Origin of the sequence: Paenibacillus sp. FSL H8-0259, assembly GCF_037963255.1 — a bacterium.
Classification (GTDB): domain Bacteria; phylum Bacillota; class Bacilli; order Paenibacillales; family Paenibacillaceae; genus Paenibacillus_AQ; species Paenibacillus_AQ phytohabitans.
The window spans coordinates 5,558,407-5,576,413 of sequence record NZ_CP150147.1 but is presented as its reverse complement, the minus strand read 5'-3'; the positions used below and the strand labels follow the sequence as shown (position 1 = coordinate 5,576,413).

The 18,007-nt window shown below is 54.8% G+C and carries 14 protein-coding genes; 13 read left to right on the top strand and 1 reads right to left on the bottom strand.

The window, feature by feature from the left end; all coding sequences use genetic code 11:
- Nucleotides 1–29: 29 nt before the first annotated feature.
- From NSU01_RS24240 to NSU01_RS24215, 6 genes are all read left to right on the top strand, one after another.
- Nucleotides 30–656 carry a LacI family DNA-binding transcriptional regulator gene (locus tag NSU01_RS24240; protein ID WP_052421969.1) on the top strand — a complete coding sequence of 209 codons (627 nt, stop codon included), beginning with the start codon at nucleotides 30–32 and terminating at the stop codon, nucleotides 654–656.
- A gap of 17 nt (nucleotides 657–673) precedes the next feature.
- Nucleotides 674–1,957, top strand: coding sequence for an alpha-amylase family glycosyl hydrolase (locus NSU01_RS24235; protein ID WP_076245784.1), 1,284 nt, complete (start codon nucleotides 674–676; stop codon nucleotides 1,955–1,957).
- A gap of 82 nt (nucleotides 1,958–2,039) precedes the next feature.
- Nucleotides 2,040–2,564 carry a hypothetical protein gene (locus NSU01_RS24230; protein ID WP_144026128.1) on the top strand — a complete coding sequence of 175 codons (525 nt, stop codon included), beginning with the start codon at nucleotides 2,040–2,042 and terminating at the stop codon, nucleotides 2,562–2,564.
- A gap of 316 nt (nucleotides 2,565–2,880) precedes the next feature.
- Complete coding sequence (locus NSU01_RS24225; RefSeq protein WP_042238062.1) at nucleotides 2,881–3,804, top strand: ABC transporter permease subunit; 924 nt, start codon at nucleotides 2,881–2,883, stop codon at nucleotides 3,802–3,804.
- A 16-nt stretch (nucleotides 3,805–3,820) separates the two neighbouring features.
- Complete coding sequence (locus NSU01_RS24220; RefSeq protein WP_042138840.1) at nucleotides 3,821–4,744, top strand: carbohydrate ABC transporter permease; 924 nt, start codon at nucleotides 3,821–3,823, stop codon at nucleotides 4,742–4,744.
- 36 nt (nucleotides 4,745–4,780) lie between these two features.
- Entirely contained in the window at nucleotides 4,781–7,207 is a 2,427-nt protein-coding gene (locus tag NSU01_RS24215) for a glycoside hydrolase family 31 protein (protein WP_083705621.1), read from the top strand.
- Between the two features lie 285 nt (nucleotides 7,208–7,492).
- On the opposite strand, the gene NSU01_RS24210 is transcribed toward NSU01_RS24215, so the two are convergent.
- Nucleotides 7,493–8,998, bottom strand: a complete 1,506-nt coding sequence (locus NSU01_RS24210; protein ID WP_076245780.1) for a hypothetical protein — start codon at nucleotides 8,996–8,998, stop codon at nucleotides 7,493–7,495.
- 226 nt (nucleotides 8,999–9,224) lie between these two features.
- Between NSU01_RS24210 and NSU01_RS24205 the strand changes: the two genes are divergently transcribed.
- The 7 genes from NSU01_RS24205 to NSU01_RS24175 all read left to right on the top strand — a co-directional run bounded on the left by NSU01_RS24205 (nucleotide 9,225) and on the right by NSU01_RS24175 (nucleotide 17,862).
- Nucleotides 9,225–9,740, top strand: coding sequence for a hypothetical protein (locus NSU01_RS24205; RefSeq protein WP_076245778.1), 516 nt, complete (start codon nucleotides 9,225–9,227; stop codon nucleotides 9,738–9,740).
- 214 nt (nucleotides 9,741–9,954) lie between these two features.
- On the top strand, nucleotides 9,955–11,748 hold the full coding sequence (locus NSU01_RS24200) for a sensor histidine kinase (RefSeq protein ID WP_076245776.1): 1,794 nt from the start codon (nucleotides 9,955–9,957) through the stop codon (nucleotides 11,746–11,748).
- Complete coding sequence (locus NSU01_RS24195; protein WP_076245774.1) at nucleotides 11,726–12,799, top strand: response regulator; 1,074 nt, start codon at nucleotides 11,726–11,728, stop codon at nucleotides 12,797–12,799. Before NSU01_RS24200 ends, NSU01_RS24195 begins: the two co-directional genes overlap by 23 nt.
- A gap of 106 nt (nucleotides 12,800–12,905) precedes the next feature.
- Entirely contained in the window at nucleotides 12,906–14,228 is a 1,323-nt protein-coding gene (locus NSU01_RS24190) for an extracellular solute-binding protein (protein WP_076245772.1), read from the top strand.
- A 32-nt stretch (nucleotides 14,229–14,260) separates the two neighbouring features.
- On the top strand, nucleotides 14,261–15,148 hold the full coding sequence (locus NSU01_RS24185) for a sugar ABC transporter permease (RefSeq protein WP_076245770.1): 888 nt from the start codon (nucleotides 14,261–14,263) through the stop codon (nucleotides 15,146–15,148).
- On the top strand, nucleotides 15,145–16,017 hold the full coding sequence (locus tag NSU01_RS24180; protein ID WP_042238049.1) for a carbohydrate ABC transporter permease: 873 nt from the start codon (nucleotides 15,145–15,147) through the stop codon (nucleotides 16,015–16,017). The genes NSU01_RS24185 and NSU01_RS24180 overlap by 4 nt, the downstream gene beginning before the upstream one ends.
- Before the next feature lie 15 nt (nucleotides 16,018–16,032).
- Nucleotides 16,033–17,862, top strand: a complete 1,830-nt coding sequence (locus NSU01_RS24175; RefSeq protein WP_076245768.1) for a glycoside hydrolase family 5 protein — start codon at nucleotides 16,033–16,035, stop codon at nucleotides 17,860–17,862.
- Nucleotides 17,863–18,007 lie beyond the last annotated feature (145 nt).

Below are 18,007 nucleotides of genomic sequence, written 5' to 3'. Positions count from 1 at the left end.
CTACTGATCCGCGGAAGGAGGCTTCTACAATGACGGTTACGATGAAAAAAGTCGCCCGGAGAGCGGGAGTCTCCATCTCCACGGTCTCCCGGGTGCTGTCCGGCCGGCCGGTGGTCAGGGAGGAAGTCTCCCGCAAGGTGAAGCAGGTGATGGAGGAGCTGGGGTATACGCCGAATATCATCGCGAAGAGCCTGGTGTCGAAGTCAGCCCGCTGCTTCTGCATTCTGCTGCCGGGACCTTCAGAGCAGGCCATCTTAGGCCTGATGTTCATGGAGACCCTGCGCGGAATTATAGCGGAGGCGGGCCGCTTAGGATATGACACGATCATCTGTTCAGGTGCGGATGAGCAGGAGGAACTGAAGGCCGTCTCCGGTCTCTTGAAGGGGCACCGCGCAGACGGAGTCATTCTGCTGCGATCCAGCAGGGAAGAGGCTGTGATGGGGTATTTGCAGAGCAGCGGCTACCCTTTTGTCCTGGCAGGCCGCTGCGGCGGTGATGAAGGGATCATAAGTGCGGGTATACAGCAGAATATGGCTGATTTTGAGGCTGCACAGCAGCTGGTCAGGGCCGGATATGAGCTGGGCACTCTTGCTGTCCGGACATTAACCGGGAAGATCAGGCTTCCGGAGCATCTCAAGGTAAGCAGAATCGTGTAACCAATAGGAGTGTAAGTATGGCTAAATTAACGGAAGTGACTCTGCGGAACCAAGTGGTCTATTCCATCTATGTGCGCAATCACAGCGAAGAAGGAACCTTCAAGGCAGTAGAGAAGGACCTGGAGCGCATTAAGGAGCTTGGTGTGGATATCATCTGGCTGCTGCCGGTGCATCCGATTGGCCTTGCTGCCCGCAAGGGCGGGCTCGGCAGTCCTTATGCCATTCAGGATTACCGGGAGATTAATCCGGAGCTTGGCACTCTGGCGGATTTCCGGAGTCTGACGGAGGCCATTCACAGGCTCGGGATGAAATGCATCATTGATGTGGTCTATAACCATACCTCGCCCGATTCCTGGCTGGCAGCGCACCATCCTGAATTCTTCTACAGAACTCTGGAAGGCAAGCTCGGTAACCGTGTAGGCGACTGGGGCGACATTGTGGATCTGGACTATAACAATCAGGAGCTGTGGGATTATCAGATCGAATCGCTGACAATGTGGGCGGGAATGGTGGACGGCTTCCGCTGTGACGTAGCCCCTCTGCTGCCGCTGGACTTTTGGCTGCGCGCCAGAGAAGAAGTAGCTGCGGTCAATCCCGGCTGTCTGTGGCTCGCCGAATCGATCGAACCGGACTTCACGATGCATCTGCGTTCCCGGGGCATGGTCAGTCTGTCCGACAGCGAGGTGCTCCAGGCGTTTGATGCCTGCTATGACTATGATGTGTACCCGTATTTCACGGGCTATCTGAACGGCAGCGTTACGCTGGGCAGCTATATAGAGAAGATCAATGCGCAGGAGTATATCTATCCGGGCAATTATGTGAAGCTGCGGTTTCTGGAGAACCATGACCGGCCGCGGGCCAAGGCACTGTTCCCGGAGGAGAATGAGCTGATCAACTGGACAGCGTTCATGTATTTCCAGAAGGGAATGCCGCTGATCTACGGCGGGCAGGAGACGGAGAATGAAATCTGTCCCGATCTGTTCGACAAGAATACCGTTAACTGGAATACGGGCAAGGACCTGTCCTGGCTGTTCAAGGCGCTGTACCCCATTAAGCACAAAGCAATTATGGCCCATGGTGTCTGCCAGTTTACGGCACATGAAGAAGACGGAATTGTCTGCGGCATGCATACCTGGGGAGAGCAGAAGCTGGCAGGTGTGTTCAGCCTGAGAGGCAGGCAGGGAGATGTGGAGCTGGAGCTTCCGGATGGAGCGTATGTCAATCTGATTGACGGCAGCGCGGTAACCGTGGCCGAGGGCAGATTGCACTGCAGCGGCCGGCCGGTGATTATTGAAGCATGAAATAAGCAGTAGGAGCAAGCTTCAGGCTGGCTTTGGTAAAATGCCGTCCCGCACCGATGTCTGTTGCAGGGCGGTATTTTTGTTGGCAAGGGAAAGTCCCTTTGCTCCCGCCGGAAGTGGGCGGGAAGAGGGAAACAAAGGGATAAATCCCTTTAATCCCGCCGGAAGTGGGCGGGAAGAGGGAAACAAAGGGATAAATCCCTTTAATCCCGCTGGAAGTAGGCGGGAAGAGGGAAATAAAGGGATAAATCCCTTTAATCCCGCCGGAAGTAGGCGGGAGGAGGGAAATAAAGGGATAAATCCCTTTAAATCCGCCAGAAGTGGGCGGGAAGAAGGAAATAAAGGGATAAATCCCTTTAATCCCGCCAGAAGTAGGCGGAAAGAGGGGAATAAAGGGATAAATCCCTTTAATCCCGCCGGAAGTAGGCGGAAAGAAGAAAATAAAGGGATAAATCCCTTTAATCCCGCCAGAAGTAGGCGGGAAGAGGGAAATAAAGGGATAAATCCCTTTAATCCCGCTGGAAGTAGGCGGGAAGAAGGAAATAAAGGGATAAATCCCTTTAATCCCGCCGGGAACGCTGGATGGGTTAAGCCTAATTCGTCTTAGCTGCCGGATTAGCCTTCCGGGTGATTTCGTACTCCGGCAATTATCCAAAATATGGGTTTATGCCCCGAAAGTCCGGATAACGTTAGCGGAGGTCTGCATACCGTCCGGTTTAGTGTCTCCCGGGTAACGGACCGCGCGAAGCTCTCTCCTACGGACAACGAAAGTCCGGTTTACGCTGGTAGGAGGTCCGGCTGGCGCGGCGGGGGGCAGGTATACTGAATGAAAATATAGATAAGCGTATGCTACCGGAGCGGGTTTTGCCGAAGTCGATCATGAAGCTTATGCTAACAAACTCAAACTTTTAGGAGGGGTCACAATGAAATCCGGTCAGTCCAGTCCGGCAGCAGCCATCGGACAGATCAAACGAAATTGGGGACTGTATTTATTGCTGCTTCCCGCAGTTGTGCTTACGTTATTGTTCGCATACAAACCGATGTACGGGGTGCTCATCGCCTTCAAGAATTACAGCCCGGCGCTGGGAATTGACGGCAGTCCGTGGGCGGGATTCAAGTATTTTGACAAGTTCTTCAATTCCTATCAATTCTCGAACACGATTAAGAATACGCTGATTATCAGCGTGTACAGCCTGATCACCTTCCCGATCCCGATTATACTTGCGCTAATGGTCAATCAGATGCGGCCGAACCGGTTCAGACGTTTTTTCCAGACCGTGTCGTATATGCCGCATTTCATCTCCACAGTCGTAATGGTGGGCCTGATGATGATTCTGCTCTCGCCAAGCACCGGGCTGGTCGGTAATCTGTACAGCCTGTTCGGCGGGGAGGCTCCCGATCTGATGGGCTCGACCTCGCTATTCAGCAGTGTGTATGTCTGGTCGGATGTGTGGCAGCATGTCGGCTGGGACAGCATTATTTTCATTGCCGCGCTCTCGTCGGTCGATCCGAGCCTGTACGAAGCTGCTACGGTGGATGGGGCCAGCCGCTGGAATAAAGTCCGTTATATCGATATCCCGATGCTGATGCCGACGGCAATCACGCTGCTGATTCTGCGGGTGGGCGGCCTGCTCGGTGTAGGATTTGAGAAGGTCTATCTGATGCAGAATGATCTGAATATCACCTCCAGTGAGATTCTGTCCACCTATGTCTACAAAATCGGTCTGCTCAGCAGCCAATACAGCTTCTCGTCGGCCATCAACCTGTTCAATACGGTCATCAACTTTATTCTGCTGATCATGGTGAACCAGCTTTCCAAAAAACTTAGTGAAAACAGCCTGTGGTAGAAGGGGGAGCAGCACAATGGGAGTACTAGAGCCTGCAGCCAGCAAGAGAACTGGCAAAATCAAAAATAACCGGTCCTCGGATTCGGTAATGGAAATTATTATGTATGTTATCGCCATCCTGTTTCTGATCATCCTGATCTATCCGCTGTATTTCATCGTTATTGCTTCATTCAGTGATCCGTCTGCGGTGGCGGGCGGCAAGGTCTGGCTGTTCCCGAGGGGGTTCACGCTTGACGGTTATCAGGAGCTGCTGCGGCATAAAAACATCTGGATCGGCTACCGGAATACCATCCTCTACACGGTGGTGGGGACGGCCATCGGTCTGGTTGTGAATATATCGGCAGCCTACGCGCTGTCCAGAAAAGATCTGGCGGGACGCAAAATCCTCTCGCTGTTCTTCATCTTCACCATGTTCTTCAACGGAGGGCTGATCCCGACCTTCCTGACGATCCGGGACTTCCACATGTATGATACCTTCCTGGTTATGGTGCTGCCGTTCTCGGTTGGCGTCTACAACATTATCGTAGCCCGGACCTTCTTCCAGACGAGCCTTCCCGGAGATCTGTGGGAAGCGGCGCAAATTGACGGCTGCGGGAATCTGCGTTATTTCCTGCAGGTGGTGCTGCCGCTGTCCAAAGCGATTATTGCCGTGCTCGGCTTATGGATTGCCGTCGGATATTGGAATTCTTATTTCAATGCCCTGATCTATCTGAAGAATCCAAATATGTATCCGCTGCAGCTGATTCTCCGTAACATTCTGATCACGAATCAGATGCAGTCGGGCATCGGCAGTGGTGAAGCGGCACAGATTGCGCTGCGTCTGGCTAATATGATGCGCTATTCCGTTATTATCATTGCTACCGTTCCCATCATGTGTGTATATCCGTTCGTTCAGAAGTATTTCAATCAAGGCGTCATGATCGGTGCCGTGAAGGAATAGACAGATTGCTTATCTACGCAGAAATGAGGTTTATCGATGAATACAACAACTCAAGAGCTGCTGCCGCTTCCGGAGCACTTACGGTTCGCATCTGAACCAGCCGCAAGTGCAGGAGCAGTCATTCAGGGCGAATGCTACCGGTTCACGGTGCTTACTCCGGCGCTGATCCGGATGGAATACAGTCCGCAGGGGGGCTTCGAAGACCGGGCGACCCAAATGGTGATGAACCGTAAGTTCCCGGTTTCTGACTTCCGGGTGACCGATCTCGGGAACAGGCTTGAAATCATGACGGACCGCCTGCAGCTCACCTATGACAAAGCGCCATTCTCCCGGCATGGGCTGAGTGTGAAGGTGAGGAATGAATCCGGGCATTTGCTGAGCGTCTGGCACTATGGGGATGAGGTGCAGGATCTCGGCGGTACCGCGCGCACGCTGGATAATGCCGACGGTGCCATTCCGCTGGAGCCGGGACTGCTGTCAATTGCCGGGTATACGGTGGTTGATGACAGCCGTTCTCTGCTCCTGGAGGCAGACGGCACGGTGCAGCAGCGGGAGCAGGACGGGCTTGATCTGTATTTGTTCGGCTATGGCCATGAATACCTGAAGTGCCTGAAGGATTTCTACCGGCTGTGCGGCAGCACTCCGCTGCTGCCCCGCTATGCGCTGGGCAACTGGTGGAGCCGGTATTACCGGTATTCAGAGGAAGAATACATGTCGCTGATCCAACGCTTCGGACAGGAGCAGCTTCCGTTCTCGGTGGCTGTAATGGACATGGACTGGCATCTGGTCGATATTGATCCGAAGTACGGCAGCGGCTGGACCGGCTACACCTGGAACCGGGAGCTGTTCCCGGACCCGCAGCGTTTCTTGGACTGGCTGCATGGCAGGGGCTTGCGCGTAACGCTGAATGTCCATCCCGCTGACGGGGTACGGGCCTTCGAGGAGCCGTATCTGGCAATTGCGGCGGAGCTGGGCATGGACCCGGAGCAAGGGGAGGCAGTGGAGTTTGATATTACCGATCCGCAGTTCCTGCAGGCCTACTTCAAGTTCCTGCATCATCCCCTGGAGGAAGAGGGTGTAGACTTCTGGTGGATCGACTGGCAGCAGGGCGGGATGACTAAGGTTCCGGGTCTTGATCCGCTGTGGATGCTGAACCACTATCATTATCTGGACAGCGGGCGGCGGGGGAAGAGGCGGCTTACCTTCTCGCGTTATGCAGGTCTTGGCAGCCACCGTTATCCGGTAGGGTTCTCCGGCGACACGATCATCACCTGGGAGTCGCTGGACTTCCAGCCGTATTTTACAGCAACAGCGTCGAATAGCGGGTATGGCTGGTGGAGTCATGATATCGGCGGCCATATGGGCGGGTATCTGGATGATGAGCTGGCACTGCGCTGGGTGCAGTTCGGCGTATTCTCCCCGCTGCTGCGGCTGCACAGCTCAGCCAGTCCGTTCAACAGCAAAGAGCCATGGCGGTTCAATCGAATTGCCGGGGAGGCTATGAAGGATTCCCTGCGTCTGCGGCACCGCCTGCTGCCTTATCTGTATACGATGAACCGTTATGCCAGCCGGGAAGGGTCTCCGCTGGTCCAGCCGATGTATTACCATCACGCAGAGCAGCGGGAAGCTTACGGGGTGCCGAATCAGTATTATTTCGGCACCGAGCTGATCGCTTGCCCGATCACCCAGCCTGTACATTCCAAGACAGGCGTGGCGGAGTTCAAGGCCTGGCTGCCGGAAGGGCTGTGGACCGACTTCTTCAGCGGAAGAGTCTATGACGGCGGCAGAAGGCTATCCTTGTACCGCACGCTGGAGCAGATTCCGGTGCTGGCGAAGGCGGGGGCCATCGTGCCGATGGCCGATCTGAGCGGGCATACATCAGCGGTAGACAATCCGCAGCAGCTGGAGGTAAGGGTGTTCGCCGGAGCGGACGGCCAGTTCCAGCTCTGGGAGGACGCAGGTGACACTGCGGAAGACCTGGACGGGAACTGGTGTGTTACCGGGATGGCCCTGGCATGGGGACAAGCCGGACAGTCGGCGGTCTTCACCATTCAGCCTGCGCAAGGTAATACTGCGGTGGTGCCGGAGCGGCGGAGCTGGAAGCTGGTCTTCATGGGCTGTGCAGAGACGGAGGTGACAGTCCGGGCTGGAGGAGCAGCGGTTGCGGGCGAAACCAAGTATAATGAGGCTTCGCATACTTTGACCGTGACTGTGCCGGAGCTGGAGGTGACTGAGGAGCTGACGGTAACGCTCACTACGGCGCGGGTTGCGGTGAACCGGGTGGAGGAAGAGGTATTTGCGCTGCTAAACCGTGCACAGATCCGGTTCGACCATAAGGAACAAATCTATCAGCTGGTGAAGGAGAGCTCAGGTCCTGCGGCTACGCTTGCCGCGCTGACTTCTCTGGAGCTGGAGCCGGCGCTGTACGGTACGATATGTGAGATTGTGACGGCACGGCTTTAAGCGGGCTGCGTCTCCGGTGTGAAGCGCGGAGTATAATGTAAAGCGCGAAAGGTGAAGCATGGAACATGAGGAATGAACATGAGCATGAGTATTGAGCATAAGTATTCAGCATGAACATAAGTATGAGTATGAGCATGAGTATGAACACGAACATTAAGCATAGAGCGTTCAGTGTTGTCCCCCTGAGAATTCCCCGTCTGCATAAACGGGGAATTCTCAGGGGGACTTTTTGAAGCCGGGCAGGTGGAGCATTCAGGATGGAGAATTAGATTCTGATAGGGGAGATTAAGGCCTAACCACCTCCACATACCCGGCATTCGTCCCGGCATTCGTCCCGGCAGCGGTCCTGGCAGCGGTCCCGGCATCCGTCCCGGCAGCGGTCCCGCCATCCTCTCCATCCTCTCCATCCTCATGGATTTCCTTCAAATGCCTGTTGAAGAAATCCAGCACAAGCTGATTCACAATTTCGTTGCTTCGCCCGCCGTCAATGCTGCCCGTCATTCCGGTGTACTTCAGCAGGCTTGAATAGAGCTGCAGATCTGTAAAGTTGAAGTGCGCTGTGCCTTTGATATAAAGCTTGCCGCCCCCGCTTAGCCTGGCATTATTCATTATTTTTTCCTCGGCATCGATATCCGGAACTGCAATCCGCTTCTTCCGGTTATAGTAATCCTCCGACTCTATGAACAAAAACGGTTTACCCAGGGACGGACCTGTGAGGGTATACAAGCTTCCATCCAGATCAATTCCCGCTTTAAGCTCAGGAATGGAGAACATCGCCTCGTACGCAGCCGCTCCACCGAAGGAGTGTCCAGCTATCCCAATGTGATCAGTATCTATGTAATCTGCGAATTGCTGCTTCAATTGGCTGAGGACAAAGCGGTTATCGTCGTTCCATACGTTGCCCAGCTGCGTTCCTGTTGCAATGAAATGATCACTGCTTAAAGACTCACTGAAACCGGTAACTGTGCCGTCTGGAAATAAAGTAGCCGCTGTACTGTAGGTATGATCTACGGCCGCTACAATATAACCGTTCGATGCCAGGTTCTCTGCAAGTGTGGTATGCAGCAGGCTGGAGGTGCCGTTACCATGATTGATCAGGATCAGCGGATAAGGTCCTTCTGAGCGCAGCCAGTCCACATTAGGATAAGCATTCATATGAATGTACTGCCAATAATCCAGGGAGAATGGTGGGATGCCCAATGATCCGGCAAAAGCGGACGTCAGCTTCCGGTTGCTTTGTCTATCACCAGGCAGCAAAGGTGCGGTCTGGCGATCATTCTTTGCAGTGGCCGGATACCAGACATAAACCATCAGCTCCCGTGAATCCCCGGGGTCAGGTGTCTGAGGTTCAGGCCGGCTGCTGTCGGTGAGATGTAGAGTCTGGATGCCAACGGCATATGGCCCTGCCGGAGCGGGGAACTTCACAACAGGAATCGTGGAAGACAGTACTGCCGAGCCGATCACCATAAGTATACCTGTTGCAGTACCTGCAACTACACAGCATCGTTTCAGCGAGCGGAATGCAGATTCCCCGGTTTTTTGGCCAGCGGATAACAGCTTCTGCGAGCGGCCTCTGATTATGCCTGCCATGCGGAGGATCATGCCAAGCAGCACAATTACATACACACCCGCCATTTGCCAGCGGTACCCTTCGATCCAAAGCTGTGCCGCGCACAATGTAATACTAATAGAAGATAATACCAATTTTACCTTGAGAAATAACTTGCCTGACACGAAGCTGAACATTAATAATAATGCTGACACGGTCAAAATAATCTCCAATACTCTCATATGTACCTCCTATATTTATATCCACAGTAAGACCGCATGCTGCGTACCTTCGCCTCTCTAAAGTGTACAGACTGAAGGTTAAACTCAGGTATCCGCCGGGTTTAAATTTGGGTTAAAAGGTTCCTTCGGCCAGGCACATCCCACGAAATCAGCGCCAAAGGGCGGCACAGGCCGCTGTAAAATGATAGAATAGTAGTCATAGTCTTTGACGGGGAGTGAATTTCTTATGAAAAAGATTGCTGCCGGATTCATTGCCGGGGCGATACTGATGGTGGGTGCGCAGGCGCTGGGCGCTTCGGCAACACTGGTAGGAAAGGCAATTCAGGCGGAGTATACCGTGAAGGTGTATGGCAAGAAGCTGGCCGATCCGGCCATCGTAATTGACGGCAAAAGCTATGCGCCCGTACGCGCAATCGGTGAATTAGCCGGGTTCAAGGTTTCTGTAGAGGGCAAAACGATCAGCCTGGATGAGAAGTCAGACGGAGGCGCTTCTTCCTCAAGTGATAAGAATGCTATTCTCCGCCCGGTGCCGGTGATTACGCCTGATCCATCCTTAACCGTTACCAAAAGCAAAATCGAAGTCATTGACGCTAAAATTGATACTGCAGTCAATAATATTCTGGCCACCAGCAGCCTGCTGAAAGCGAGTCCGGACAGCGCTGACTTGAAGCTGAAGCTGGAACAGTACAAAGCGGAATACGCTGACCTGCTGAAGCAAAAGGATCTGGAGCTGCAGAAATAAGCAGGAGCACGCGCAAAGCAACAGCAGCAGGATGCCCCATACGCCGTGAATGAAATGAATCATGGCTGCGGGGCATCCTGTTTGGTGTGCATGGACCTAAGAACAGACAGAACAGCCAACCTTCGATATTCTCAGCACCGTATTGTCTGGCCTGATCCGGCATGCTATATTTTGACGGTAAAAGCAATCCAGCTTCGCAGAAAGGAATCAGCCTATGATGAAGCGGACAAGTCTCCGGGTCCGGCTCCTGGTCATCATGATTTGCCTGACCACATTGCCGGTGCTCACTGTTACCACCATCGCCACGTACAATACGCGGCAATCCGTGGAGAAGGAAATGATCAATGCGAATAACTCCCGGATGCAGTGGGCGGACCAGTATCTGGATGAGCTGATTGAACAGCTGGATACCCTGTTCTACACCCTGCAGATTAACCCGCAGCTTATGGCGGGGCTAACGGGTATGGACAGCCCGGACATTAGTGTCCAGTACCGTTCACTGAATAATATCCGCGAAGCCATAACCTCGCAGTTCTATACGAACTCCCGGAAGGTAGATGAGCTGACACTGTACATGCATGACCAATTAAAAGCCATATCCGTTGACTTCGTGAATAGTGGAAGCGTTTCCCCGCTGGATATCGGTGAGGGCCCCTGGAGCCGGTTGCCCTACGGGCCGGTCAATATGTATTTCAAGCAGAACGGCAGCGGCATCTATGCCTACCACGGTATTAACCGGTTCGAGGATCACCGGCTGCTCGGAGGCATCGGCGTGCGGATCAACCGGGAGGTATGGGAGGAGGTCAGCCATATTCTCCAGTCCGAAGACGAGAGCTCGGTCTTCCTGCTGAATGATGAGGGCGAGCTGCTCTCCGGCTCGAGCATTTCCGAGAGCTCCGGTGATATCGGCAGGCGGCTGCAGAGCCTTGCCGTCTCTGAGCATGAACTGGAATTCCGGCAGGAGGACGGCTATTTCTTCTTCATGAAAAAAGTGGCCGACGGCCAGCTTACCGTTGTGAAAGCCATTCCCTTATCCACTATCGCTAAGAGCGCACGGCCTACGATTGCTGCCGGTTTCCTGACCGGAGGCTTGTTCATGATTGCCTCCATTCTGCTGTCCATCCTGTTCTCGTTGCGCATTACCCGCCCGATTGTCAGTCTGGCGGTGTCGATGCGCAAGGCGCATGTCAGCAACTTCGAACAGCACTCGGTGCAGAGCCGTGATGAGATCGGGCTGCTGGAGCGCGGCTACAACTCGATGATGGAGCGGATCCGGGAGCTGATTGAGGTGGAATACCGCCAGGAGATCGAGGTCAAGAATGCCCAGCTCCTCGCTCTGCAGGCCCAGATCAACCCGCATTTCCTGAACAATACGCTCCAGCTGATCGGGGGAATGGCCTTATCGAGGAATGCCGATGATATTTATAACATCACCCGGGTAATTGGCGACCTGCTGCGTTATTCGATCAGCAATGAAGGCGGGCTGGTGAAGCTGGAGGAAGAGCTTAAGCATGTGCGCAACTATGTGTTCATTCAGGAGAACCGCTTCCTGGGGCGCTGCAGCGTGGTGATTGAGGCGGATGAGTTCTCCCGCGCCAGTCTGCTGCCGCGCTTCACGCTGCAGCCGCTGGTGGAGAACGCTTTTGAGCATGGGCTGCAGCCGCAGCGAGGGCACTGGAGGCTGCTGATCCGGATCCGGACCGTCGGCAGCCGCACCGTATTCATGGTTAAGGACGAAGGCGTCGGCATGACGCCGGAGCGGCTGGAGGAGATCCGTGCGGCACTCCGGGGGAATGTCACGATGCTGGCCGATCCCGGGGCGGGAGAGCTTCCCCGGCGGAGAAAGGGCATCGGCCTGCACAACGTCCATTCGCGGCTGGTGCTGCAATTTGGAGAAAGATATGGAATGCGTATATACAGCAAGGCCGGGGCGGGAACACTGGTTGTGATCCAGTGGCCTGCGGCCGCAGAGGGGGGAGAGCGGAATGCTGAAGGTTCTGATTATTGACGATGAGCCCTGGTCCAGACAGGTCGTGAAGTCGCTCGGCGCCTGGGAAGAACACGGAATGCAGGTAATCGGTGAAGCGGAGGACGGAATCGAAGGACTCGAGCTGGTGGAGAAGCTTCATCCGGGGCTCGTAATTACCGATATGCGGATGCCCGGACTGGACGGGGTAGAGCTGCTGGAAAGGCTGAAGCATCAGTACCCGGAGGTGCAGATTATTGTGATGAGCGGATATGATGACTTCGTCTACCTGAAGCAGGCGATCCGCTCGAAGGCGGTTGAATATCTGCTGAAGCCGGTGGACCGGGCAGAGCTGAATAACGTTCTCTCAGAATGCGCGAAGGAGCGGGAACGGCAGCGCTTAACCGGTTCACCGCTGATGCTCATGGATCAGCCGCTGATGGAGCGTTATCTCGCCTACCGCCAGCGGATCTACGATCAGCTGCTGGCGCTGAACAAGCCGGCGGCAAGAGAAGAGCTGGAGAAGCTGGGGCGGGAGCTGGAACGCTCGGTGCCGCAGCATCAGCTGGAAGCAATGATTGAGCGGACTGCCCGTGATTTGCTCCTGCTAGCAGGTGAAGCCGCGAAGACAAACGGGGGGGTGACGGCAGCGGATGCGCCGGATACGCCCGATAGACCTGATAAGCCATGGCCGTCGGTTCAGGCTATGGTGGCGGGGCTCGGGGATCACTTCACAGAGCTGATCAACATGCTTCTGGAGCAGCGCAAGAACCGCGTTAAGCTTGATCTGGCGGAGGTTGAGGACTATATCCGGAATCATTACCTGGAGCAGGTGTCTCTGGAGGGCATCGCCGCACATTTCCTGGTGACGAAGGAGCATCTCAGCCGCGCTTTCAAGGCCGCAACGGGAGATACGGTACTCGACCGGATTACCCGGCTGAGAATGGAGCGGGCCAGAGAGCTGATCGCAGGGCGTGACATGCCGATCAAGGAGGCTGCCGGACTCTGCGGGTACGAGGATCTGGCATACTTTTACCGTGTCTTCAAGAAGCACTACGGCATTACCCCCGGAGAGCTGCGCAGCGAGAAATGAAAGCGTATCAATATAATGCAACTCCCGATGTTAATATCCTCAAAAGACGCTGCCCCTTATATCCCCTAGACTAAAGAGGCAGACATAACAGAAGGGGGTAACAGAAATGAAGAAAGCGCTTAATACAGCAATGACACTGATGCTTGTTCTGGGGATTGTATCGGGGTGCAGCTCCGGTTCAAATGGAAATACGCCAAGTGAGAGCGCAAGCAGCAAGCCGGCGGAAAGTGCGGCAGCAGCAGCGACAGAAGGCCCGGCCCAAAAAGTGGAGCTGAAGGTATTCATGAGCTTCCCGCGTTTTAAGGATCAATTCGATAAGTATTTCGAGCAATTCAAGGCCAAGGAGCTGGCGGAGAAAAATATTGATGTCACCGTCAAGCTGGAGATGCCGAACCCGGATCAGGCCAAGCAGATTCTGGAGACCCGGATGGCCTCAAATGATGCGCCGGATGTATTCACCCTCCATGCGATTGCGGATGTGCCAAGGTATTACAAGGCCGGCTATCTGAGCGATCTGTCGGATCAGGACTTCGTACCGAAGCTGTATGACAGTGTCCGGCAGACCGTTACCTATGATGATAAAGTTGTAGCTTTGCCGCTGGAGAGCCTGTCCTGGGGTTATCTGTACAACAAGCAAATCTTCAGCGAGCTCGGCATTCAGCCGCCGCAGACACTGGATGACATGCAGGCAGCGATTGACAAGCTTAACGCAGCCGGGATTAAGCCGTTCGAGCTGAGCTTCCAGGAATCGTGGATTCCGCAGCTGATGATGGCGCTGTCTCTTGGAGGCATCGTATCCTCCGAGCATCCGGACTGGGTGGAGAAGATGAACAAAGGTGAAGCCTCCTATGCCGATGTGAAGGATGTCTTCAACATTATTGATCTGATTATGGCTAACGGCACGGATAAACCGTTTGAGGTGGGCAGTGCGGCAGGGTCCACGGATTTTGCGAACGGCAAAGCAGCAATGTGGGTGCAGGGACCGTGGCAGGCGGAATCCATCCTCAAAGCCAATCCTGATATGGAATTTGGTGTGGCTCCGCTGCCAGTCAGTAACGATCCCGCGGCTACACAGATTAATCTGGCGACCTCGACATCTCTGGCGGTATCCCCTAACAGCAAGAACAAGGATGTGGCGCTGGATCTGGTGAATTATGTGCTGGATGACCAGGATTCTTCGGCGCTGTTCGAGGAGCTGAAATTTAATCCGGTGGCGAAGCAGCACACCTACAATACCTATCCGTGGGTGACCGAGGCCAGCTCTTATGTCTCCGAAGGCAAGGCTTATCTGGATCTGTCGCTCCCGAACGGCGTAACCGATGAGACGGCCAAGCTGCTTCAGAGCTATTACACCAAGGGTGTAACTCAGGAGGAATTCATTAAAACGCTCGACAAGACCTGGGCCAATGCGGTAAAAGCAGGTAACTAAGGAAACCCAGAAACAGCATAGGAGTGATAGAGATGAGTGGAAGCAATAAAAGCAAACAGTCGCTCATTCTGCTGGCCTTCGTGTTTCCCGCCCTGCTGTTCTACGCCGTATTCATGCTTGCTCCCGCCTTCGGCGGGGCATGGTACAGCTTCACGGACTGGAACGGATTGAATCCCGCCTACCATCTGGTGGGATTCGCCAATTACATCGAAGCGCTGACGGATGATGCTTTTTTCATTGATTCAGTCTGGTTTACCCTGAAATTTGTAGTGTTTATGGTCGTGCTGCAGAATGTGCTGGCCGTCCTGCTGGCGGTACTGATCGAATCACGCCGCAGCAGCAAGGCCTGGTTCCGGACGATCTTCTTCATGCCCAACATGATCAGCATGATTATCGGCGGCTTCATGTGGCTGTTCATCTTCACCAAGGCGCTGCCTTATATCGCTGAGCATGCGGGCCTGGCTTTTCTGGACCAGTCGTGGATCGGCGACCCGAAATACTCCTTTCTGGCGATTGTCATTGTCTCCTTGTGGGGCGGCGTAGGTTACCTGATGGTGATCTATATTGCGGCTCTGCAAGGGGTGCCGGATGCGCTCAAAGAAGCGGCTGCAATCGACGGCGCGAACAGCTGGCAGACCTTCCGCAGCATTACGCTGCCTATGGTCTATCCGGCTGTAACGATCGGTATCTTCGTGACGCTGAACAGCTCGTTCAAGGCCTTTGATGCCGTGTTCGCGCTCACCGGGGGCGGGCCGGGAAGAGCGACGCAGGTGCTTGCGCTGAATATTTTTGAGGAAGCGTTCAAGATGAGCGGCCGTTACGGCTACGCCAGTGCCAAGGCGATGATCCTGTTCCTGGTGGTCCTGGTGATCACGCTGATACAGCTGAGCATCATGAAACGAAGAGAGGTGGAGGCATGAGTACCGTCCGGTTGAATTCAACATCTAAGTCCGGTATTGCGGGGCGGCGCAGATTGTCTTCGTTTATCGTCTTTCTTTTCCTGCTGGCAGGTGCCGTAATTACGCTCTTTCCGATCTACATGGGGGTGCTCAACTCTCTGAAGACGGAAGGGGACATGATGAATAATATTCTGGCTATTCCGAGTAAGCTGGAATTCGGCAACTATAGTGATGCTTTTGAGAAAACAAATTTCCTGCGGAGCCTCGGCAATACCGTGGTGGTCGCAGCTACCGGCCTGGTCGGCATTATTCTATTCTCGTCCATGGCCGGCTATAAGCTGTCCAGAACACCCGGCAGACTGAGCACGTTCCTGTTCAACCTGTTCGTCCTGTCGATGCTGATTCCGTTCCATTCGATCATGATCTCGCTGAACCGGATCTCCATGAAGCTGGCGGTGCAGGGCACAACGGTCGGCCTCGGCCTGATCTATATCGGGCTTGGCGTGTCGATGGCCATCTTCCTGTACCACGGATTCGTCAAATCGGTCCCCCGGGATCTGGATGAGGCTGCGGTGATCGACGGCTGCGGGGAGGTCAGGCTGTTCACTACGATTATTTTTCCGCTTCTGCTGCCGATTACGACAACTGTGGCGATTCTCAACCTGCTGTGGATGTGGAATGACTTTCTGCTGCCGCTGCTCATGCTCACGGATGCCGATCAATATACGCTGCTGCTGTCCACCAACATGCTGTTCGGACAATATGGCAATAATGACTGGTCGGCGATTCTGTCTTCGCTGGTGCTGACGATGCTGCCCGTTGTAATTCTATATCTGCTGCTGCAAAAATATATTCTGAATGGCATTGCCGAAGGCGCCGTCAAAGGGTAAAGGGAGGAAATACAAATGATTCACCCGGACCATCATGAAGTAAGCGGGTTTCTCTATGCAGACGGACACCGCTTAAGAAACGGGGAAGGGCGCGAGCTGCTGCTGCGCGGTGTAGGGCTTGGAAGCTGGCTGCTGCCTGAAGGGTACATGTGGCGTTTCCCGGAACAGGGAGACCGTCCGCGCCGGATCGAAGCGATGATTATAGCGCTTATTGGTGCTGACAGGGCGGAGGCGTTCTGGGAGACCTATTATGACCGCTATGTGGCCGAAGCGGATATTGCGCGGATTGCCGCAGAAGGCTTCAACTCGATCCGGATTCCGATTAACGCCCGCTATATCCTGCGGGAAGAAGAGGGAGTGTCCGGCTGGCATGAGGAGCATCTGGTGCGGCTGGATCAGATTATCGGCTGGTGCAGGGAGCACAGAGTCTACGCCATTCTGGATCTGCATGGAGCACCCGGCGGCCAGACCGGAACGAATATCGACGACTCCGCGCAGGATCTGCCGGAGCTGTTCACGGATGAACGCAACAAGCAGCTGACCATCGCCATCTGGCGGATGCTCGCCGGGCGGTACAAAGACGAGTGGATCGTTGCGGGCTATGACCTGCTGAATGAGCCGCTACCGGACTGGTTCTCGCAGTACAATGACCAGGTGATGCCGCTGTACCGCGAGATTATCGCGGCTATCCGGGAGGTTGATGCCCGGCATATGATAATTCTGGAGGGTGTGCACTGGGCGACGGACTGGTCGATCTTCGAGGGATTGCCGGATAATAAGCTGCCGGATGATAATGTAATGCTGCAGTTTCACAAGTACTGGAACAATCCCGATACGGAGAGTATTCAGAAGTATCTGGACGCAAGAGAGCGGCTAAATCTGCCGCTGTTCATGGGCGAGGGCGGGGAGAACAATAAGGACTGGTACGCCGGTGCATTCCAGCTGTTTGAGGATCACGGCATCTCCTGGAACTTCTGGACCTGGAAAAAGCTCGACACCGATAATTCCCCCTGTTCCATCGTTCTTCCGCAAGGCTGGCACAAGCTGGTCAGCTATCTGGAGGGAGGCGTGAAGCCGGAGCGTGTGGAGGCACAGGCGATTCTGGATGAATATCTGCACAACCTGAGTCTGGACCATTGTGTGTACCATTCAGATGTTGTCCATTCGCTGTTCCGGCGGCTGCCGGTGCGGATTCCTGCTATTTTTTATGGCTACAAGGGGAGCGGTCTGAGCTTCGGGAGAGCTCCCGGCAGGCAGGCTGCGGCAGGCATCGGCTTCCGGGAGGAGGACGGAATGGACTTCCGCTTCGTGGAGGGAGACCGGACGGTACCCAATTTCCAGCATGGCCGCGGGGAAGTCTGGCTGCCTGAGGAGAGGCTGTGTGTCGTACTGGCCGAGGGCGACTGGGCGGCGTATGAATTTACGGTTGCGGACCGGGATTCGGAGCGGCTGAGCCCGGAGGATACGGAGGGCTTGCGGGAGCGGCAGGAGTCACGGGACCCGGAGGATGCGCCAGAGTTGCAGAGCTTGGAGGAACCGGGGGACACGCAGGAGTCGCAGGACACGCGGGTCTTGGAGGAGTCGCAGGACACGCAGGGCTCGGAGGATAGGCAGGATTCGCTGGCTCTGGAGCTGCGGGTCCTGATGAGCGGGCCGGACAGTGAGCTGATGGTGAAGCTGGATGGTCAGGAGATCGGCCGGATTCACGGTAATGCCTCGGACTCCGGGCAGGACTGGCGGACGGTGCGGATTCAGAGTGATCAGCAGCTTGAAGCTGGAGCACATGAGCTGACAGTCAGCGCTGCGGCTGGTGCGGCATCCCTGGAGTGGCTGGATTTGCGGTAGTGCAAAGGTGCTGTAAAGGTACAACATGAAGGTACAGTAAGGATGCAGCGAAGGAACAGTGTGGGTACGGTAAAGGTACAATGAGAGTGCAGTAAAGGTAGAGTAAAGGTACAGTAGATGTACAGCAAAGGTACAAAGAAGGTAT